Raw genomic sequence first — 19,459 nt, forward strand, 5'->3', positions numbered from 1 at the left:
CGACCAGCCACGGACGACCCGCAGCCGAAACTCAACGAGGAGTACACGTGCCGCAAGACGCCTACGACTACGACGTCCTGATCGTCGGCTCCGGCTTCGGCGGCTCGGTGTCCGCCCTTCGGCTCACCGAGAAGGGATACAGGGTCGGGGTGCTGGAGGCCGGACGCCGCTTCACCCGCGCCACCCTCCCGAAGAACTCCTGGGACCTGAAGAACTACCTCTGGGCCCCGAGACTCGGCATGTTCGGCATCCAGCGCATCCACCTGCTGGGCAACGTGATGGTGCTGGCCGGGGCGGGTGTGGGCGGCGGCTCCCTCAACTACGCCAACACCCTCTACGTACCGCCGAAGCCCTTCTTCGAGGACCCCCAGTGGCGGCACATCACCGACTGGCAGGAGGAGCTGAAGCCGTACTACGACCAGGCCCGGCGCATGCTCGGCGTGCGGCTCAACCCCACCATGACCCCCTCCGACGTCCACCTGAAGGCGGCGGCCGAGCGGATGGGCGTCGGCGACACCTTCCATCTCGCCCCGGTCGGCGTGTTCTTCGGTGACGGCGAGGACGCCGACGGCAGGACGAAGGCCCGGCCCGGCGAGCAGGTGAACGACCCGTACTTCGGTGGGGCCGGCCCCGACCGGAAGGCCTGCACCGAGTGCGGCGAGTGCATGACCGGCTGCCGGCACGGCGCCAAGAACACCCTCAACGAGAACTACCTGTACCTCGCCGAGAAGGCCGGCGCGGTCGTCCACCCCCTGACCACGGTCGTGTCCGTCACCGACGACTCGCGGGGCGGCTACGCGGTGGCGACCCTGCCGACGGACCGGAAGAAGAAGGGCGAGGGCCGGATCTTCACCGCCCGCAAGGTGGTCCTCGCGGCCGGCACCTACGGCACGCAGACCCTGCTGCACCGCATGAAGGCCGGCGGCCAGCTGCCGTATCTGTCCGCCCGGCTCGGCGACCTGACCCGCACCAACTCCGAGGCCCTGGTCGGCGCGCAGACCGACAACCGCCGCTACCGCAGGGCGACCGGCGCGCCGCGGGCCGACTTCACACAGGGTGTCGCCATCACGTCCTCGATCCACCCCGACGAGAACACCCACATCGAGCCGGTCCGCTACGGCAAGGGCTCCAACTCGATGGGCGGCCTGTCGATCCTCCAGGTGCCGTACGCGGAGGGCTCCTCGCGGGTGCTCGCCTGGCTGGCGAACGCGGCCCGGCACCCGCTGCTGGTCGCCCGTTCGCTGTCCAACCGGCGCTGGTCGGAGCGGACCATCATCGGCCTGGTCATGCAGTCCCTGGACAACTCGCTGACCACGTATCTGAAGCCCGGCGGCGTCGGCAAGGGCCTGCTCACCGCCCGGCAGGGGCACGGCGCGCCGAACCCCAAGCAGATCAGGGCGGCGACCGAGGCCGCCTCCGCGCTCGCCGCCGAGATCAACGGCTTCGCCGGCAGCAACGTCGGCGAGCTGATGGGCACCCCGCTCACCGCGCACTTCCTCGGCGGCTGCCCCATCGGCGACTCCCCGGAAACGGGCGTGATCGACCCGTACCACCGGCTCTACGGCCACCCCGGCATCTCGGTCGTGGACGGAGCGGCGGTCTCGGCGAACCTGGGCGTGAACCCGTCGCTGACGATCACCGCGCAGGCCGAGCGGGCGATGTCGTTCTGGCCGAACAAGGGGGAGGAGGACCCGCGGCCGGCGCCCGGAGCGGCGTACGAGCGGCTGAAGCCGGTGGAGCCGCAGGCCCCGGCGGTCCCGGCGGACGCGTTCGGCGCGCTGCGGCTGCCGTTCCTGGGGATGCCGGCGGTACCGCCGAAGAAGTGAGAAGGGGTGACCGGGACGGCGCCCATCGGGTCGGCCATGGCAAAGAGGGACCTGCATCCCCCTCCGAAGGCAGGTCCCTCTCACCGTTTTCTTGATCCGCTGGTTTGATCAGCGAAAAGCGTGAAGGGTTGCTCCGGAGACGCGGGATTCCTGTGTGAGCTGAGTCACATAGTGGGGCGGGCGTGACGAAGAGCCCCGCGGGACGGAGAGGCCGCGGGGCCCTTCTTCCGGTCAGCACCGGCGTCAGGGCGGCGTCGGTGCCGGGGCACGGCGCCGGGGGGGGGTGCGCCGCTTGTTCCTGTGCCCTGTGACCTGTCTGTAGTTGTCGGTTTTCCGCCGGCCGGCCCCGGGCGTCCCCGGAGCCGGCCGTTCTCTTGGGTGACCGGGCTGCTGTCCCCTGCCGTCCGGTCACTTTCTGGAGCGAGGTCCCACGGAGTACGGCACGACCCGTACGCCTCATCGCTCCAGCGAGCCACGCGTGGTTCTTTCGGGCCCGCCCCTGGCTGGCACGGACACCCCCTCAACGAAGTGGTGCGCGGGCCGGTCACGCGCCGTACGGGTGAGACCGGGACCGAACTCAGATACGACCCCGGCTCAGCTCCAGCAGGGTCATGGCGAGGGCGGTCCCGGGCCTGCCGAGGGCGTCCCGGTAACGGGCGAGGATCTCCATCTCGCGGGACAGGTGCACCCGCCGCCCGCCGGAGGCGATACGGGTCTGCTGGACGACGGCGGAGACGGCCATCCGCTCCTGCACGAGACCGATGATCCGGTCGTCGAGCGCGTCGATGCGCTCACGGGCGTCGGCGATGATCGCGTCCGGTGTGGCGTCCGCCGCGGTGTCCGGTGCGGTGGTGGTCATGTCGGGCTCCTCGGTGGGATGAGTGCCCCGCAACGACACGGCCCGGAAAACGACAGGCGCCCCGGGCCTTGTCGGCCCGGGGCGCCTGGGAAGTCGCTTGGCGTCAGCTCAAGCAGCACGACCATGGCAGCCGGCGGGCCGGATGCCATAGGTAAAGACGAAGGTCGAGTGCTTGCGCATGCTGTCAGTATGCCACGGTGGCTTCCCTCGGAGGTCCTCCGGCCACCCCGTTAGAATCGGAAGCACAGACCCCCGCCCGACCACCAGAAGGCACCCCGTGTCATCAGCGACCCAGTCTGCCGCCACCCCCGACACCGTCCTGGTCGTCGACTTCGGCGCGCAGTACGCCCAGCTCATCGCCCGACGCGTCCGCGAGGCGCGGGTCTACAGCGAGATCGTGCCCAGCACCACGCCGGTCGCCGAGATGCTCGCCAGGAACCCCGCGGCGATCATCCTCTCCGGCGGCCCCTCGTCCGTGTACGAGGAGGGCGCCCCCACCCTCGAGCGCGAGATCTTCGAGGCCGGCGTCCCCGTCTTCGGCATGTGCTACGGCTTCCAGCTGATGGCGCAGGCCCTCGGCGGCACGGTCGACAACACCGGCGCCCGCGAGTACGGCCGTACCGACCTGCACGTCGCCAAGAACTCCTCCACCCTCTTCGAGGGCACCCCGGCCGAGCAGCACGTGTGGATGTCGCACGGCGACGCCTGCTCCGCCGCCCCCGAGGGCTTCACGGTCACCGCGTCCACGGACGTCGTCCCGGTCGCCGCGTTCGAGAACGACGAGAAGAAGCTCTACGGCGTCCAGTACCACCCCGAGGTCATGCACTCCACGCACGGCCAGCAGGTGCTGGAGCACTTCCTGTACCGCGGTGCCGGCCTGGAGCCGAACTGGACCACCGGCAACGTGATCGAGGAGCAGGTCGCGGCCATCCGCGAGCTGGTCGGTGACAAGCGCGCGATCTGCGGCCTGTCCGGCGGCGTGGACTCCGCCGTCGCCGCCGCCCTCGTCCAGAAGGCCATCGGCTCCCAGCTGACCTGCGTGTACGTCGACCACGGCCTGATGCGCAAGGGCGAGACCGAGCAGGTCGAGAAGGACTTCGTCGCGGCCACCGGCGTCCAGCTGAAGGTCGTCGACGCCGAGGAGCGCTTCCTCACGGCGCTCAAGGGGGTCAGCGACCCCGAGGAGAAGCGGAAGATCATCGGCCGCGAGTTCATCCGCGTCTTCGAGCAGGCGCAGGCCGAGATCATCGCCGACGAGGGCCCGGCCGTGGAGTTCCTGGTCCAGGGCACCCTCTACCCGGACGTGGTCGAGTCCGGCGGCGGCACCGGCACCGCGAACATCAAGTCGCACCACAACGTCGGCGGCCTGCCCGAGGACCTCGAGTTCAAGCTGATCGAGCCGCTGCGCAAGCTGTTCAAGGACGAGGTCCGCATGGTCGGCCAGGAGCTGGGCCTGCCGGACGAGATCGTCCAGCGCCAGCCCTTCCCCGGCCCCGGTCTGGGCATCCGGATCGTCGGCGAGGTCACCAAGGAGCGCCTGGACCTGCTGCGCGAGGCCGACGCCATCGCCCGCGAGGAGCTGACCGCGGCCGGCCTGGACCGCGACATCTGGCAGTGCCCGGTGGTCCTGCTCGCCGACGTCCGCAGCGTGGGCGTCCAGGGCGACGGCCGCACCTACGGCCACCCGATCGTGCTGCGCCCGGTCTCCTCCGAGGACGCCATGACCGCCGACTGGTCCCGGCTGCCGTACGACGTCCTCGCCCGCATCTCCACGCGGATCACCAACGAGGTCCGGGACGTCAACCGGGTCGTGCTCGACGTGACCTCCAAGCCGCCGGGGACGATCGAGTGGGAGTAGGCCCTAGGCGCGCTTGAGCGTGCGCAGGGGCTCACCGGGCTTCCAGACCTGGGTGACCAGATACGTGTCGTCCTCGACGTAGGTCCGTACGACCTCCGTCAGCTCGGTGCGGAAGAGGTGGAACGGCTGCGGCGGTTCCACCTCTTTCACGTACGCGGCCCTGGCCGTCCCCTCCTCGACCTCGTACGCCCGCCCGCCGATCCGGATGTCGCCGCCGCCCATGTCCGTTCCCTCGCCGGGGTTGGCCTGGAGGGTGAAGCGCGGGTCGCGGCGCAGGTCGAGGGCCTTACGGGAGTCCGGCATCATCCCGAGCCACAGCTCCCCGCCCAGGAAACGGACCTCGATCCCGGACGTCCGGGGTGAGCCGTCCCTGCGGAGGGTCGCGAGGACATGGTGCCGGTAGGCGCCGAAGCGCTTCTCGGTGATGTTCGCCAGTGCGGGTTCGGCGGTGCTGAAGGCTGCCCAGTTCATACGGGCCAGTCTCACCGGCAATCCCGACATCTTCTGTCGGGTATGCGCGGCGCACGGCATCTTTACAGCACGGCTCTGCCCTTTTACGCCGCTCGGCGGTACCTTCCGGCCCGTACCGCAATCCCCGTACGGGAGGATCTATGCACGGGCCCACCCCGCCCCTGCCGCTGCCCACCGACCAGCTGCGCTTCGCCATGCCGCCGATGCACGACTCGGTCGAGGACGAACGCCGGCACCGCAAGGAGCGGCTCGCGGGCGCCCTGCGGATCTTCGGGCGGGCGGGGTTCGAGGACGGCGTGTCGGGACACATCACGGCCCGGGACCCGGAGTTCACCGACTGCTTCTGGGTCAACCCCTTCGGGATGCCGTTCAGGCACGTCACCGTCGGCGATCTCGTCCTCGTCAACCAGGACGGGCAGGTCGTCGAGGGCCGCTACCACGTCAACCAGGCCGCGTTCACCGTGCACGCCCAGGTGCACGCCGCCCGCCCCGACGTCGTCGCCGTCGCCCACTGCCACTCCGTGCACGGCCGCGCCCTCGCCGCCCTCGGCGACCTCATCGACCCCATCACCCAGGAGAGCTGCGCCTTCTACGAGGACCTCGCCCTGTACGACGCCTACACCGGCGTCGCCGTGGACGCGGAGGAGGGCCGCCGGATCGCCACCGCGCTGGGCTCCCGCAAGGCCCTCGTGCTGCGCAACCACGGGCTGCTCACCGTCGGCGACTCGGTGGACGCGGCCGCCTGGTGGTTCGTGTCCCTGGACCGCTCCTGCCAGGTGCAGCTGCTGGCCAGGGCGGCGGGCCGGCCGGTGCTCATCGACCACAAGCTCGCCGTCGCCACCCGCGAACAGCTCGGCGGCGACCTCGTGGCCTGGATCAACTACCAGCCCCTGTGGCAGGACATCAGCCGCAGCGAACCGGACCTGCTCAGTTGACGTACCTGAACGGTGCGGTCCGGGGACGATCCGCCGCCGGGTCAACACGGCGGTTGCGGCTTCACCCCCGGTGACCCGGCCCGGCCACCCCGAAGGGCTCGACGTAGGGCACAATTCGCTGTCATCACAGGGGAGTTGCCCGGCCGTCGTGCGCACCGCGGGTGCCGGCGGCCACAACGGCAGGTCGTGGGGAAGGCGGGCGGCGGGCGTGGCGGTGCAGGAGGCGAGAGGGCACACGGATGCCGACGGCGTCCACGAGGGCGGCTGCACCTGCGGGGACTGCCCGCACGGGGCCCGTGAGGGACACCGGCGGGCCGTCGCCGCGTTCCTGCGCCGGCGCGACGAGTTCGCCGCCGGCCGGGGACTGCCGTCGGCCGTGGCGCACTCGGCCTCCGCGTCCCGCCAGTGGGTCTCCGAGGAACTGACCCAGCGGGCCGAGGCCGTCGCCGAACAGGGCCGGGCCGACGGCGCTGCCCGGCTCGCCCGGCTGTGGCTGCGGACGGTGTACGCGGTGTGGGGCGCGGTCACCGCGCTGCTGCTCGCCGAGGCACTCACCGCGATCGGCGCGGGCTGGACCGGCGCCCGCACCGCGGCCCTGCTCGCCGCGCTCGTCGTCGCCGCCGCGCTCACCGCCGCCTGCTTCTTCCACCGGGCGCGCGGCGGAGCGCTCGCACCGGTGATCGGCGAGGACAACCGCGTCTCCACCTCCCGTACCGTCGCCGCCTGCTGGGTCCTGTTCGTCGGGTACGCCGTCCTGCTGCTGGCCGCCCGCCTGGCCGCCGCCTCCGACCACGCCGAACGCGACGCGCTGCTCTCCGGCCTCGACCTGGCGCGCGGCGCCGGCGTGGTGACCGTCCTCGCCGTGGTGTGCGGAGTCGCCGTCCTGGTCCGCCGGGTGGTGGGCCTGCGCATCCTCGCCCAACGGCTCCAGAAGGTGCCCGCCCACCGCCCGCGCGCCGCCGACCTGCTCACCGACGACTCCGGCCGGGGCGCCTTCGCCGACATCCAGTACGTCGCCATCAGCGCCGTCGCCCTGCTGTTCGCCGCCGTACGGCTGGCCCGCCGCCCCGACCAGCTGCCCGACCTGCCCTGGGGCCTGGGCGTGATCGTGCTGATCTCGGCGGCGACCTACCTGGCCGGCAAGTACGCCGAGGGCGGCCGGCCGGTGATCCTCTCGGTGGTCCGCGCCCGCGAACCCGGCGACCTCGACGGCCCGATCCGCACCGGCGACGACATCGAGATCCGCGGCAGCGGCTTCGTCCCGCCCGGCGCCCAGAGTGCCGACCGGCTCTCCCGCGTGGTCGTCCGCATCGGCGCGGTCGACGTCCACGTCCCCCTGGTCCCGGTCACGGGCGGCTTCCGCAACCCCACGGACAACGCCCTGACCGTGCCCGTACCGGCCGAGGTGGAGCCCGGCGCGGTGGAGGTGCAGGTGGTGACCGCGGCCGGAGTGGCGACCAACCGGTGCATCGTCCAGGTGACGGAGTGAACGACCCGTCCCGGGACGGTTTTTCGTGGTTTCGCCCAGCTCCTGCCGTGATCCTGACTACAGTTGCCGCCAACCGCGGCCGACGACGTGGACGCGGTGGGGGGTACGGGGATGCGGGAACTGAGCGCGCCGATACGCGCTGTCATCCATGCGGCGATGTCCGAACCGGACGCGCTGAGGCTGTGGTCGCACGTCGCGCCGGAAGAAGTGCTGGCGTCGGAGACCCACCGCAACATCGCGGCGCACGTCTTCGACCACCGCGACCGGCTCACCCCGGCGCACGCCGCCGCGGACCCCGACGTCCTCGACGTCGTGTACCTGGCGGCCGCCTACTACCTGGAACGCTTGCAGCATCTGCCCGAACGCGGGGAGACCTGGGAGCGGCACGCGTGCGGCTTCCTCATGCGGATCGTGCACGCGGTGCGGCCCGCGGCCGTACCGCAGCCGCTGCGTGACGCCTTCGCCGAGCGTCCGCCGGAGGACGTGCCGCTGTACGAGACCGTGCACGCCGTGGGCAGGGCGCTGCTCGTCGCCGGCACCGGCGAGAAGGACCCGGACGCCGTCATGGTGGCCGGCGCGCTCCTGGGGCACGCCTGGGAAGAAGCCCGCGGCGGAGAGTCCGGGCCGCACCTCGCCTTCGGCTTCGGCACCGGCCTCCTCGCGATGTCCGACCTCGGCGTCGGACCGGAGGACGCCCGAGCGCGCGGGATCGGCCTCATGCGCCTGGCCCTCGCCGAGCTGCCCGCCGACGACCAGTTCCGTGACGGGATGCTGGTCGGCCTCGCGTCGGCACTGGCCAAGGCACCACCGAAGACGCCGGCCGAGGGAAGCCCGGCGGCCGAGGTGACCGCGTACATGCGGGACGGCGGCCTGGAACGCCTCGACGCGGCCATCGACCGGCTGCACACGGTTCTGGCCACGTCCACGGCCGGGGAACCGGACCGCAGTCTGCGCCGCGCCGAACTGGGGCAGGTGCTGCGGATGCGGTTCGAGATCACGGGCGAGCTGACCGACCTCGACGCCTCGGTCACCGAGCTGCGGGCCGCGCTCGCGAGCGAGGCGCTGGACGCCGAGAGCCGGGCGTCGGTCGCCTCCTTCCTGGGCCTCGCGCGGCTCGACCGGTACGTCCACTCCCAGGACCCCGCCGACCTCGACGCGGCCACGAGCGCCGTCCGGGACGGCTGCGACCCCGCCGTGGCCGCCTCGCCCGCCCACCCCCAGCGGCTGACCAACCTGGCCGCCGTCCTCACCGCGCGGTTCGACCGGTACGAGCGCGCGGCGGACCTCGACGAGGCCGTCGAGCACCTGACCTTCGCCGTGACCGCCACGCCGCCGACCCAGCACGACCACCCCGTGATGGCAATCAAGCTGGCCGTCGCGCTGCGCAGACTCGGCACGCACCGACGCCGGGCCGCGGACCTGCGCCGGGCCGAGGCGATCCTGCGCAAGATCGCGGACGGCTCCCCGGGCACCGGCCCCACCCGGCAGCTCGCGCGCATGGAGCTGGCCCACCTGCTGGCGGAACGGGGCAGGCTCTTCGGCGAAGAACGGGACATCGCCGACGCCATCGACCAGTACAGGGCCACCGCTCTCGCGCCCACCGAGGACATCCGCACCCGCCTGCGCTGCGCCTACGGGTGGGGCATCCACGCGGTCACGATCGGTGCCCTGGACCTCGCCCGCGAGGGCTTCCGCCTGGCGCTGACCGAACTGCTGCCCAAGCTGGCCGGTCTCGCGCTGGGCCGGGAGTCGCAGGAGACACGGCTGCGCGAGGTGTCCTCGCTGGCCACCGTCGCCGCGACCGCCTCGGTCATGGCCGGACGGCCCCAGGAAGCACTCGTCCGGCTGGAACAGGGACGCGGTGTCCTGCTCGCCCAGGCCCTGCGGCTGCGCGGTCGGCACGACGACCTCGCCGCCGCCTCGCCCGAACTCGCCGAACGGTTCGCGCGGGTCTGTGCCGAGCTGGTCGCGCGGCAGCGCGGCCCCGAGGAGCGCAAGGCGGCAGCGGCGGAGTTCGACCAGGTGGTCACGGCCATCCGCGCCCTGGAGACGTGGGAGGACTTCCACGAGCCGCCCGGCTGGGAGCGGCTGACCGAGGCCGCGGCAGACGGACCCGTCGCCGTGATCAACGTTTCCGCGTGGGGTTGCTTCGTGCTGCTCGTGACCCGGCCGCCCGGCGGACCCGGCCGCGTGGACATACTGCCGCTCGACGTCACCCAGGACGACATCGGCCGACGCGCCGATGCCTTCCGCACCGCCGTGACCCGGCTCCGCGAGGCGACGGGCCGCGAGCGGCTGCGGGCGGACAGGGAGCTGAAGGACACGCTGCGCTGGCTCGGGGCCCACATCGTGCGTCCCGTCCTCGCCCACCTGGACCTGGCAGGACCGGCGGACCCCGGCGCGCCCCTGACGCGGCTGTGGTGGTGCCCGACCGGGGTCCTGTCCGTCCTCCCGCTGCACGCCGCTGTGCTGGAGGAGGGGCCGGACGGGCCGGTCCACACCCATGACCGGGTCGTCTCCTCGTTCACCCCGACGCTGGGTGCCCTGCTGCACGCCCGTTCCCTGCCGGTCACCGGCGAGGATCCCGCCTCCCTCCTGGCCGTGGCCGTGGACGCCGGCGGTGCGCATCCCCCGCTGGCCGCCCTGGACGACGAACTGGCCGCCATCGCCGAACTGCCGGGCCGCCGGGACGTGCTGCGGGGCACCGAGGCCACGCCACAGGCGGTGCTGTCCGCGCTGCGCGCCCACACCCACGCCCACCTGGCCTGCCACGGCATACGGGACCCCGCGGACCCCGCGCGCAGCCGACTGCTCCTGCACGGCGGGGAACTGACCCTGCGGGAACTGGCGGGGGAGCGGCTGACGGACGCCCGGTTCGCCTACCTCTCCGCCTGCCACAGCGCCGCACCCGGCGAGGAACTGGCCGACGAGGTCATCTCGGTGGCCTCCGCCTTCCAGCTCTGCGGCTACCGGCAGGTGATCGGCAGCCTGTGGACCGTCGACGACGAGATGGGCCCCCTGCTCGCCGGCGAGGTGTACCGCCATCTCACCGCCCCCGGCACCCCGCCCGCCGCGGTCGCCCTGCACCGGGCCATCGGTGTGCTGCGAGAGCACCGCCGCTACCGCGATCCGCTGTTCTGGGGCTCGGTCATTCACCACGGACTGTGAGGAGGTGCCCGGTGGACGACGAACGCGGACTGCGCGCCGGCTTCTGCGCGGCGCTCGAATGGCTGCCCGAGGAGTACGAGGGAGCCGCACTGCGCGCCGCCGTGCGGTCCGTGCTCGACGGGTCGGCCACGGTGCGGCAGGCGATCGACGCCCTGGACGTGCCGGAACACGTCCTGACCGGCCCGGAGAGCGCGGTACGCGGATGGGAACCGGGCGACTCCGTCCTCCCCGGTGCCGTGCCCCGCGCCGGCGGCGAGGTCTACCGCTGCCCCGAAGGCTGGTGCGGCCTGAACGAGCCCCGGCGGCCCAGCGGCACGATCCCGGCCGGCGGGCGCTGCTGGTTGTACGACAGACCGCTGCGCGTCGTGGAGGCATGACCGGTGGCCCCGGTCCTCGACGGACTCGGCGAGAAACTGGCCGAGAAGTGGCTGACCGCGCTGGCGGCCCCCGGCCTGCTGTTCGTGGGAGCCACCGCCACCGCCGCCGTCCTCGGCCACGCCCACGCACTCGACTGGTCCCTCCTCCTGAGGCGCGTCGGCCACTGGACGACGACAGCGGGGCACTGGTCCGCCGGCGGACAGCTCGCCGCCGCGGCGGTGCTCATCCTCGCCGCCGTCGCCGTCGGCACGCTGGTACGGACGTGCGGCGACGGTGCCGTACGGATCTGGACGGGGGACTGGCCCGGCCCGCTCCGCCCGCTGGCCGACCGGCTGACCGCCCGCCGGGCACGGCACTGGGACGATCTCCAGAGGGACATCGACCGACTGCGCACCCCCCGTCCGGCCCGCGACCGGACGGCGGACGTCCGCCAGGAGATCGACGCGATCACCGTCCGCCGCGACCACATCGCGCTCGCACGGCCGGCACGACCCACGTACACCGGCGACCGGCTCGCGGCCACCGTCGTCCGCCTGGACACCCAGTACGGCATCGACCTCGCCGCCTGCTGGCCCCGGCTGTGGATGGTGCTGCCGGAGGACGTGCGGACCGAACTGCGCACCGTCCGGACCCGCTTCGACACCGCCGTGACCGGATCCGTATGGGCCGCCTGCTACGCCGTCCTCGGGTGCTTCTGGTGGCCGGCCGCCGTGGCTGCCGTCGTGACGGGGCTTCTGGCACGGCGGCGGGTGCCGCAGGCCGCGGCGGCACTCGCCGAGTACGTGGAGTCCGCGGTCGACGTCCACCTGCGACGACTGGCGGAGGAGATCGGGCTCGCCGGATCGGCCGACGGGCCGGCCGACCGCCGCCTGGGTCTCGCCCTGAACCGCATCGCCCGCAAGGCCACGTGAGACCCACGTGAGGCCCCCATGAAGCCCACCCCCCCCCCGCGCACGTCGACGCCCGAAATCCGGAAAATCCTTCAGGACAGGATTGAACGGGCTCCCTTCGTCATACGTATGGTCAAGTGAGGGGTGCTCGGCGGGCGAGAGGCGGCTGGCAGCGATGACCCACGGGATGCGGACGGACATGCACACCACACGGCTGGACGGCCACCGCACCTGGCGGGACACCGCCAGCCACTACGCCCTGCTGCCACTGCGCGTCTTCCTGGGCGTCACCTTCCTCTACGCCGGTCTGGACAAGCTCACCGACAGCGCGTTCATGAAGTCCGGCGGCGCCGGCTCCATCGGCGACACCATGCGCGCGGCCCGCGACTCCGCCGCCATCCCGGCCCTGGTCGACCTGGCCCTGAAGAGCCCGGTCGGCTTCGGCTACGCCGTCGCCCTCGGTGAACTGGCCGTCGGCATCGGCATCCTGCTCGGCCTGTTCGGCCGGCTGGCCGCACTCGGCGGCGCGCTGATCTCCCTCAGCCTCTGGCTGACCGTGAGCTGGGCGACCACCCCCTACTACTACGGCAACGACCTCGCCTATCTGATGGCCTGGCTCCCCCTGATCCTCGCCGGCACCCCCTATCTCTCCGTCGACGCGGCCTGGCGGGCCCGGCGTCGGATGACCGGCGGCTACCGCTGACCGCCCTCGGCGCCGCCCCGTCTGCGTATCCCCCGGGTCAGCGCCGCCGCGACGCCGGCCAGGCAGAGCCCGCCCACGACCAGGGGGACGACCGCGAACCACGGCGTCTCCCACAGACCGCCCGCGTCCCCCGCGAAGGCCACAGCGGTGGCGGTCAGGAAGAGCCCGGCGACCAGCTTCCCGGGCTGGAACTCATGACGCAGCACGGCTGACCTCCACCTGTCCCACTCCGACGCCGAGCGTCAGATCCAGCGTGCCGCCCTTCCCGGCACCCTTGGCCGGTGCCAGCGTCACCTCCCTGTGCCTGCCGGGCTGCACGTCCACGTCCTTTCCGCTGTCCCCGGGCAACCGGATGTCGCCCACGCCCACATCGATGCTCAGCCGCACCGCCGCGTCCGCCGGCACGATCACCTTCAGCTGTCCCGCGCCCACCCGGGCGTCCGTCGCGACCGTCCGCCCCTTGGCCGGGTGCACCCGGGTCAGATCCAAGGTGCCCCGCCCGGTGCCGAGGTCGTACCCGGACCGCACCTGGGCCGCCGCTACCGGCTTCCAGGACGTCTCCCGCCAGTCGGTGGTGATGTCCCGGGGCAGCGCCGCCGCCCCGGCGAGCAGGCCCGCCGTGACCAGCGCCAGGAACACCGTCCCGGCCCCGGTCCGGCCCAGGAACGCGCTGAGCGTGATGCCCAGGCCGAACACCGCCAGCGCGCACGCCAGTCCGGTCTGAAGGCTGGTGCCCAGCGGGTGCGTGTCCCAGCGGAGCCCGGTGCCCAGGCCGCCCGCCAGCAGGGCCAGCAGGAACACCCAGCCGCCGATCCAGCGCGGGCCGCGCGGTCTCGGGGGCGCGGCGTGCGGCGTCTGTATCGCCCCGGGGTGGATCCAGGGGTTGGGTATGCCGACGTCCACGACCGAGGTGAGATCGCGCTCGCGGGCGTCGCCGGGCCCCCACAGATAGCCCGTGCCGCCCACATGGGTGCCGTCCTTGACGATCGGGTCCCGCCACCAGGAGGGGTAGGTGGTGACGACCGGCGGAGCCTGGGCCTCCGGCGGGGCGTCGGCCGCGGCCTGCGCGGCCAGGGGGTCGGGGTCGGGGGCGCCACGGCGCCGCGACCAGTAACCCGCGCCCGCGAGCAACAACGAGAGCACCGTGGCGAACGCCAGCACCCCGCCGTTCCGCAGCATCGTCAGGAAGATCCCGCAGCCGACCAGCGCGAACAGCACGGCGGCCAGCGCCTGGCCGTCGACCCGGCCGGTGAAGAGCTTGCGCAGCTCGTTCTCCTCCTCGTCCTCGTACGGCACCAGGAGCCAGGCGAAGCCGTAGAAGATGAGGCCCAGACCGCCGGTCGCGGACAGCACGGCCAGCGTGATCCGGAAGATGACCGGGTCCATGTCGGTCTGGCGGCCGAGCCCCGCGCACACGCCCGCGATCATCTTGTGCCGGCGGTCGCGCCGGAACCGGTCGGGCACCTTGGTGCCCTCCTGCCGCTCCGGCTCGTGCCTGGGGGAGTGGGGGCCGGTGCCGGCCGCTCCCGTCTCTTCCGTCGCGGCGGGCGCGGCATCCGTCGGCCCGGTGCCCGGGGCCGGGCGCGGGCCGGGGCCGGGTCCCGGACCCGTCGCGGCGTGCTCGTGATCCGTCATGCGTCCATGGTGACGGCCCGGCCGCCGCGGCGGCAGTCGGGACGACCCTGGGCCAACCCTGAAATCGGCCCTGAGACGGGGCGGGGAAGCGTTCGAGCGGCACGGACCGCCGCGCAGCGCCCGCCGAACCGGCCACCCGGACCGGCCCGGCGGAAGATCAGGGGCGTCTCGGGGGCCGACCCTGATGCTCTGTCCCGCCGCTCGTGTGACCATCGTTGGCATGCCGGAAGCCGCAAGCCTGCCACTCGACGACCCGCGGCCACCGCGCAAGCTCTACCGCAGCAGCGACGGACGCTGGCTCGGCGGAGTGGCGCGGGGCCTCGCCGGGCATCTCGGGCTGCCCGTCGTGTGGGTGCGGCTCGTCTTCGTCGGCCTGTTCATGGCCGACGGACTCGGAGCGCTGCTGTACGCCGCGTTCTGGTTCTTCGTGCCGCTCGGCATCGGCGGCGTCGGCGACCAGAAGCCCTCGCTGGTGGGCACGGAGACCTCGCCGGACGGCCGCCGCAGACTGGTGGCCCGCAAGCCGGACCGGGGACAGATCGTCGCACTGCTCCTCATGGTCATCGTGTCCGTGGTCTTCGTGGGCAGCGTGAACCTGGGCAGCGCCACCAAGGCGTATCTGGTGCCCGCCGTGCTCGTCGCCGCCGGTGTCGCCCTGGTCTGGCGCCAGGCGGACAACGCCCGCCGGGCCCGCTGGGCCGAGGCCGGCCGCCGGCGCCGCACCCTCACCCTGCTGCGCGCGGCCGGTGGCGTCCTGCTCGTCACGGCCGGTGTCTCCGCCATCTTCGTCCTCCAGGGCTCCACCGCCCACCTCGGCGCCGTTCTGCAGGCCGCGCTCGCCGTCCTGGTCGGCATCACCCTGCTCGCCGGTCCCTACCTGGTCCGCATGACCCAGGACCTGTCCGAGGAACGCCTGATGCGCATCCGCGCCCAGGAGCGCGCCGAGGTCGCCGCCCACGTCCACGACTCCGTGCTGCACACCCTCACCCTGATCCAGCGCAACGCCGACAACGCGGGGGAGGTGCGTCGCCTCGCCCGGGCCCAGGAGCGCGACCTGCGCACCTGGCTGTACAAGCCGGAGGGCACCGGCAAGGACGAGGCCGACGAACCGGACACGGTCGCCGAGGCGGTGCGCCGCAACGCCGCCGAGGTGGAGGACAAGCACGGCGTGCCCATCGAGGTCGTGATCGTCGGCGACTGCCCGCTCGACGAGAGAACCGGTGCGCAGATGCAGGCCGCGCGCGAGGCGATGGTGAACGCCGCCAAGTACGGTGGCGAGGGCGGTGCCGTACAGGTGTACGCCGAAGTCGAGGGAAAGACGGTCTTCGTGTCCGTACGGGACCGCGGCCCCGGCTTCGACCTCGACGCGATACCCGCCGACCGCATGGGTGTCAGAGAATCGATCATCGGCCGCATGGAGCGCAACGGCGGCACGGCCCGGCTGCGGGCGGTGCCGGGCGGCGGAACCGAGGTCGAGCTGGAGATGGAGAGGGCGGAGAAGACGTCATGAGCGACGCGACCGAGGCGAACGGCACGGCTGGAGCGGCGGAGCCGGCCGAGTCCGGCCGGACCGGCGCCGGCGGGCGGCACGTACGGGTGGTGCTGGTGGACGACCACCGCATGTTCCGTACCGGCGTCCAGGCCGAGATCGGCCAGACCGCCGAGACCGGGGTCGAGGTGGTCGGCGAGGCCGCGGACGTCGACCAGGCGGTCGCGGTCGTCACCGCCACCCGGCCCGAGGTGGTCCTGCTCGACGTCCACCTGCCCGGCGGCGGCGGGGTCGAAGTGCTGCGCCGGTGCGCGGCGTTGATGGCGGACGCCGAGCAGCCGGTCCGCTTCCTCGCGCTGTCCGTGTCGGACGCGGCGGAGGACGTCATCGGGGTGATCCGCGGCGGCGCCCGCGGCTATGTCACGAAGACGATCACCGGCACCGACCTGGTCGACTCGATCTTCCGCGTCCAGGAGGGCGACGCCGTCTTCTCCCCGAGACTGGCCGGGTTCGTCCTGGACGCCTTCGCCTCGACCGACGCCCCGCCGGTGGACGAGGACCTGGACCGCCTCACCCAGCGGGAGCGGGAGGTGCTGCGCCTGATCGCCCGGGGCTACGCCTACAAGGAGATCGCCAAGCAGCTGTTCATCTCGGTGAAGACGGTCGAGTCCCATGTCTCGGCGGTCCTGCGCAAGCTCCAGCTGTCCAACCGGCACGAACTGACCCGCTGGGCGACCGCACGCCGGCTGGTCTGACCCCTGGGCCCACCCCGCAGCCGCCCCTCACTCCACCCTGGTCGCCCCCGCGAACGGCATCTGGTCGATCGGGGCGAGGCGGACCGGTGCCGAGGGGTTCGGGGCGTGGATCATCTGGCCGTTGCCCACATAGATGCCGACGTGACTGATCCCGGAGTAGAAGAACACCAGGTCACCCGGCTGGAGTTCGGAGCGGGAGACCCGCCGGCCCGCGTTGATCTGGGCGTAGGTGGTGCGGGGCAGGGAGATGCCGGCGGAGCGGTAGGCGGCCTGCACCAGGCCCGAGCAGTCGAAGGCGTTCGGGCCGGTGGCGCCCCACACATAGGGGCTGCCGAGCTTGTCGTAGGCATAGGCGACGGCCGCCGCCGCGCGGGAGGTCGGGGCGGGGGCCGACCCGGGCCGCTCCAGCGGCTGCCGCGCGTCGGTGGCCGACCGGGAGACGTGGGTGCCCGTGCCGCCGGCACCGGTGACCTCGGTCCGCCGCGGCGGGGCCAGCAGCGCCAGCAGCCGCCGGGCCTCGTCCAGCTTGCCGGTGACGGTCTTCTTCTGCCGTCTCAGCTCCGCCTGCCGTGACCGCAGCGACTTCACCTCGATGCGCGCGGCACCGCGCAACCGCTCGATCTCCCGCAGTTGTCGGCGCACCCCGGACACCGCGGCGGCCTGCCGGTCACCGGCCCGCTCCGCGAAGGCAGCGCCGTCCAGGTACCGGTCGGGGTCGCTGGAGAGGGCGAGTTGCCAGGCCGGGTCGATGCCGCCGTCCCGGTACTGCGCGGCAGCGATCGAACCCAGCGCCTCCCGGGCCGAGTTGAGCTTCGTCTGCTTGCGGGCGGTCTCGTCCTGGAGCGCGCTCAGCCGCCGCTGGGCCGCGTCCGCCTTCTCCTTCGTCCCGTTGTACTTCTCGGTGGCGGCCTCGGCCTCCCGGTACAAGGTCTCCACCTTGGCCTTCACCTGGGCCGGCGTCAGCTGCGGTTCGGCGTGCCCCGTCCCGTCGAAGGCGGTCGCGGTGGCCGCGCCCGCAAGGGCGAGAGTGGCGGCCGTCCGGGCCGTATGGCCGCTGAGCGGGCGTTGCGGGCGCTTGCGGTGCGCTGCCACCTGGACAGTCACGTCCTTCCGTACGACTCGTACGACCGAGCCGGTCAGTACGCCCCGCGGCGGCCCGCACAGGGGGAGCGGGCCGCCGCCGGGCCTTTCTCGGCGGTGGTGGCCGACCGCCGCCCCTGGCCCGGGCGGCGGTGGGGAGCCGGTCACCTGGGGGAGGACGGTAGGCCGGACGGTGACGAGTAGGTAACGCGGTGTACGGAACTGGCCCCGACAGACCGGGGCGTGACCGTATGTGACCGCGTGGGCGGGCTGGAGTCGTCGTCTTTACGGGGCGTGCTGACCGAAGAGCGGAAAGTGGGGCTGGCGGGGGTTGTGGGGTGCTATAGGGCGCATATATGCAAGGTCACTTGGGCCGGGCTGCCGGGTCGCCGGGTTCGTGGGTGGGTGTGGTGACGGAGGGTCGCCGTTGAGTCCGGTGACGGAGGGTTGCTGGGCCTGGTGGGGGAAGGGCCGCTGGGCCTGGTGGCTGGGAGGGGCGCTGCGCCTGGTGAGGGCAGGGTCGGAGGCCCGGTGACGGGAGGGTTGGAGGGCCGGTGACTGGAGGGGCGGAGGGGGCTGGTTAGGCTCCGGCTCCATGGACGTACTCATCCATCTCTTCGTCGGCCTGCACATCATCGGCATCGCCGCGCTGCTCGGCGGTTTCCTCACCCAGATGAAGGCGATGGGCCAGGGCACGGCCCGGTTCGTGCCCGGGATGCTGCACGGTGCGCTGACCATGCTGGTCACCGGCGTGGCCCTGGTCGGCCTCAACCAGGCCGACGATCAGCACGTCAACAACATCAAGATCGGCGTGAAGCTCGCGCTGCTGATCGTGATCCTCGGCCTGGTCTATGTGAAGCGCGACGAGGAGCGGATCGACAAGGGTCTTTTCGGGCTGGTCGGCCTGCTGACCACGGCCAACATCTTCATCGCCGTCCTCTGGACCTGATCCTCGGCGCGCTGCGGGGTCAGCCCGGCCGCACCACGCTGTGGACGGCCGCCTCGGCGCCGGTGACCGGTTCCTCGCGGACGTACGCGCCCGGCCTGGGGGCGTGGATCATCATGCCGTCGCCCGTGCAGAGGCCGACGTGGCCGGCGTCGTCATGGAAGAAGACGAGGTCGCCGGGGCGTGCGTCGGCGGGTGCGACCGGGGTGCCGGCGTCGGCCTGCTCGCGCGCGGTGCGGGGGAGGGTGACGCCGGCGGACTTCCAGGCGGCCTGGGTGAGGCCGGCGCAGTCATAGGAGCCGGGGCCTGCGGCGCCCCACACGCACGGCTTCCCGAGCTGGGCCCGGGCGAAGGCGATGGCCTTCTTGGCCTTGGTCGCGTAGGTGCCGGGTGGTGTGGTGGCGGCTGCTGGGGTTGTCGGGGTCGATGGGGTCGTGGCGGTGATAGGTGCGACGGGGGATGGCGCGGCGCTGGGCCCCGTGGCGGTGGGGCGAGCGGCAGTGGTCTGTGCCGCCCGCTGGGACAGCAGCACGCGCGCGTGGGCGAGTTTTTTCTGCACGGTCGCCTTGGCCGCCTTCGGGCCGCTGGCGGCTACCTCCGCCTGACGGTCCGCGGGCGGTGCGGTGAGGATGTCCGGCGCGAGCGGGGCGGCGGCCATGTCGGGGGTGGACGGGGCTGCCGGGGTGGCGACTGGGCCCGGAGCGGGCGCCGCGACACCTGTGTCCCGAATGAGCGCGGGAACGGCCGTATCCCCGACAGGCCGGGCGAGGGCCGCGTCCCCGGCGGGCGGCATCATCACAGTGTCCCCGGCGCCGACGGAGCCGTGCTGGGCCAGGATGGTGCCGCGTTGCGGCGGGATCGAGCCGCGCTGGGCGGGGAGCATGCTCCGGTGGGTCGGCACGCTGCCGTCCTGGCTCGGGATCACAGCCCGCTGTCCGGCGAGGCCGCGGTGCTGAGCACGGCGGGCGACCTCGTCC

General features: G+C 73.0%; 17 protein-coding genes. 11 read left to right on the forward strand and 6 right to left on the reverse strand.

Features of this window, described 5'->3' with window-relative positions:
- Window positions 1-47: 47 nt before the first annotated feature.
- Window positions 48-1,826, forward strand: coding sequence for a GMC family oxidoreductase N-terminal domain-containing protein (locus ACZ4WH_RS01245; protein ID WP_468175011.1), 1,779 nt, complete (start codon window positions 48-50; stop codon window positions 1,824-1,826).
- Between the two features lie 577 nt (window positions 1,827-2,403).
- On the opposite strand, the gene ACZ4WH_RS01250 is transcribed toward ACZ4WH_RS01245, so the two are convergent.
- A complete protein-coding gene (locus ACZ4WH_RS01250; protein ID WP_468175014.1) occupies window positions 2,404-2,685 on the reverse strand; it encodes a chorismate mutase in 282 nt (93 codons plus the stop codon).
- A gap of 277 nt (window positions 2,686-2,962) precedes the next feature.
- Here ACZ4WH_RS01250 and guaA point away from each other — a divergent pair, with 277 nt between their 5' ends.
- A complete protein-coding gene (gene guaA, locus ACZ4WH_RS01255; protein WP_468175017.1) occupies window positions 2,963-4,543 on the forward strand; it encodes a glutamine-hydrolyzing GMP synthase in 1,581 nt (526 codons plus the stop codon).
- Window positions 4,544-4,546: 3 nt separating this feature from the next.
- Here the strand turns inward: guaA and ACZ4WH_RS01260 are convergent, their stop codons facing one another.
- Window positions 4,547-5,014, reverse strand: coding sequence for a pyridoxamine 5'-phosphate oxidase family protein (locus ACZ4WH_RS01260; RefSeq protein ID WP_468175020.1), 468 nt, complete (start codon window positions 5,012-5,014; stop codon window positions 4,547-4,549).
- 140 nt (window positions 5,015-5,154) lie between these two features.
- Between ACZ4WH_RS01260 and ACZ4WH_RS01265 the strand changes: the two genes are divergently transcribed.
- The 6 genes from ACZ4WH_RS01265 to ACZ4WH_RS01290 all read left to right on the forward strand — a co-directional run bounded on the left by ACZ4WH_RS01265 (window position 5,155) and on the right by ACZ4WH_RS01290 (window position 12,577).
- Window positions 5,155-5,949, forward strand: coding sequence for a class II aldolase/adducin family protein (locus ACZ4WH_RS01265; protein ID WP_468175023.1), 795 nt, complete (start codon window positions 5,155-5,157; stop codon window positions 5,947-5,949).
- 208 nt (window positions 5,950-6,157) lie between these two features.
- Window positions 6,158-7,438, forward strand: a complete 1,281-nt coding sequence (locus ACZ4WH_RS01270) for a hypothetical protein (RefSeq protein ID WP_468175026.1) — start codon at window positions 6,158-6,160, stop codon at window positions 7,436-7,438.
- Window positions 7,439-7,594: 156 nt separating this feature from the next.
- On the forward strand, window positions 7,595-10,606 hold the full coding sequence (locus tag ACZ4WH_RS01275; RefSeq protein WP_468175029.1) for a CHAT domain-containing protein: 3,012 nt from the start codon (window positions 7,595-7,597) through the stop codon (window positions 10,604-10,606).
- Between the two features lie 11 nt (window positions 10,607-10,617).
- Complete coding sequence (locus ACZ4WH_RS01280) at window positions 10,618-10,983, forward strand: hypothetical protein (RefSeq protein ID WP_468175032.1); 366 nt, start codon at window positions 10,618-10,620, stop codon at window positions 10,981-10,983.
- A 3-nt stretch (window positions 10,984-10,986) separates the two neighbouring features.
- Window positions 10,987-11,895 carry a hypothetical protein gene (locus ACZ4WH_RS01285; RefSeq protein ID WP_468175035.1) on the forward strand — a complete coding sequence of 303 codons (909 nt, stop codon included), beginning with the start codon at window positions 10,987-10,989 and terminating at the stop codon, window positions 11,893-11,895.
- Window positions 11,896-12,049: 154 nt separating this feature from the next.
- On the forward strand, window positions 12,050-12,577 hold the full coding sequence (locus ACZ4WH_RS01290) for a DoxX family protein (RefSeq protein WP_468175038.1): 528 nt from the start codon (window positions 12,050-12,052) through the stop codon (window positions 12,575-12,577).
- Here ACZ4WH_RS01290 and ACZ4WH_RS01295 read toward each other — a convergent pair.
- Window positions 12,568-12,783: a hypothetical protein gene (locus ACZ4WH_RS01295; protein ID WP_468175041.1), complete on the reverse strand. Its 216-nt coding sequence runs from the start codon at window positions 12,781-12,783 to the stop codon at window positions 12,568-12,570. The two genes, ACZ4WH_RS01290 and ACZ4WH_RS01295, sit on opposite strands and share 10 nt — an antisense overlap.
- Window positions 12,770-14,212, reverse strand: coding sequence for a PspC domain-containing protein (locus ACZ4WH_RS01300; RefSeq protein WP_468175044.1), 1,443 nt, complete (start codon window positions 14,210-14,212; stop codon window positions 12,770-12,772). Before ACZ4WH_RS01300 ends, ACZ4WH_RS01295 begins: the two co-directional genes overlap by 14 nt.
- A 220-nt stretch (window positions 14,213-14,432) precedes the next feature.
- On the opposite strand from ACZ4WH_RS01300, the gene ACZ4WH_RS01305 reads away from it, so the two are divergent.
- A complete protein-coding gene (locus tag ACZ4WH_RS01305) occupies window positions 14,433-15,722 on the forward strand; it encodes an ATP-binding protein (protein WP_468175047.1) in 1,290 nt (429 codons plus the stop codon).
- On the forward strand, window positions 15,719-16,456 hold the full coding sequence (locus tag ACZ4WH_RS01310; protein WP_468175050.1) for a LuxR C-terminal-related transcriptional regulator: 738 nt from the start codon (window positions 15,719-15,721) through the stop codon (window positions 16,454-16,456). Before ACZ4WH_RS01305 ends, ACZ4WH_RS01310 begins: the two co-directional genes overlap by 4 nt.
- A gap of 27 nt (window positions 16,457-16,483) precedes the next feature.
- Here the strand turns inward: ACZ4WH_RS01310 and ACZ4WH_RS01315 are convergent, their stop codons facing one another.
- On the reverse strand, window positions 16,484-17,548 hold the full coding sequence (locus ACZ4WH_RS01315) for a C40 family peptidase (protein ID WP_468175053.1): 1,065 nt from the start codon (window positions 17,546-17,548) through the stop codon (window positions 16,484-16,486).
- Between the two features lie 583 nt (window positions 17,549-18,131).
- Here ACZ4WH_RS01315 and ACZ4WH_RS01320 point away from each other — a divergent pair.
- Window positions 18,132-18,485, forward strand: coding sequence for a hypothetical protein (locus ACZ4WH_RS01320; protein WP_468175056.1), 354 nt, complete (start codon window positions 18,132-18,134; stop codon window positions 18,483-18,485).
- Window positions 18,486-18,504: 19 nt separating this feature from the next.
- Here the strand turns inward: ACZ4WH_RS01320 and ACZ4WH_RS01325 are convergent, their stop codons facing one another.
- Complete coding sequence (locus ACZ4WH_RS01325) at window positions 18,505-19,383, reverse strand: C40 family peptidase (protein ID WP_468175546.1); 879 nt, start codon at window positions 19,381-19,383, stop codon at window positions 18,505-18,507.
- Window positions 19,384-19,459: the final 76 nt, after the last annotated feature.

The organism is Streptomyces sp. NPDC029138 (genome assembly GCF_055564375.1).

What these genes read in the sequence shown, in the direction of transcription:
- ACZ4WH_RS01310 (WP_468175050.1), top strand. Translation starts at nt 15,719, where the DNA reads ATGAGCGACGCGACCGAGGCGAACGGCACGGCTGGAGCGGCGGAGCCG.
- ACZ4WH_RS01320 (WP_468175056.1), top strand. Translation starts at nt 18,132, where the DNA reads ATGGACGTACTCATCCATCTCTTCGTCGGCCTGCACATCATCGGCATC.
- ACZ4WH_RS01265 (WP_468175023.1), top strand. Translation starts at nt 5,155, where the DNA reads ATGCACGGGCCCACCCCGCCCCTGCCGCTGCCCACCGACCAGCTGCGC.
- ACZ4WH_RS01260 (WP_468175020.1), bottom strand. Translation starts at nt 5,014, where the DNA reads ATGAACTGGGCAGCCTTCAGCACCGCCGAACCCGCACTGGCGAACATC.
- ACZ4WH_RS01290 (WP_468175038.1), top strand. Translation starts at nt 12,050, where the DNA reads ATGACCCACGGGATGCGGACGGACATGCACACCACACGGCTGGACGGC.
- ACZ4WH_RS01300 (WP_468175044.1), bottom strand. Translation starts at nt 14,212, where the DNA reads ATGACGGATCACGAGCACGCCGCGACGGGTCCGGGACCCGGCCCCGGC.
- ACZ4WH_RS01250 (WP_468175014.1), bottom strand. Translation starts at nt 2,685, where the DNA reads ATGACCACCACCGCACCGGACACCGCGGCGGACGCCACACCGGACGCG.
- ACZ4WH_RS01305 (WP_468175047.1), top strand. Translation starts at nt 14,433, where the DNA reads ATGCCGGAAGCCGCAAGCCTGCCACTCGACGACCCGCGGCCACCGCGC.
- ACZ4WH_RS01275 (WP_468175029.1), top strand. Translation starts at nt 7,595, where the DNA reads ATGTCCGAACCGGACGCGCTGAGGCTGTGGTCGCACGTCGCGCCGGAA.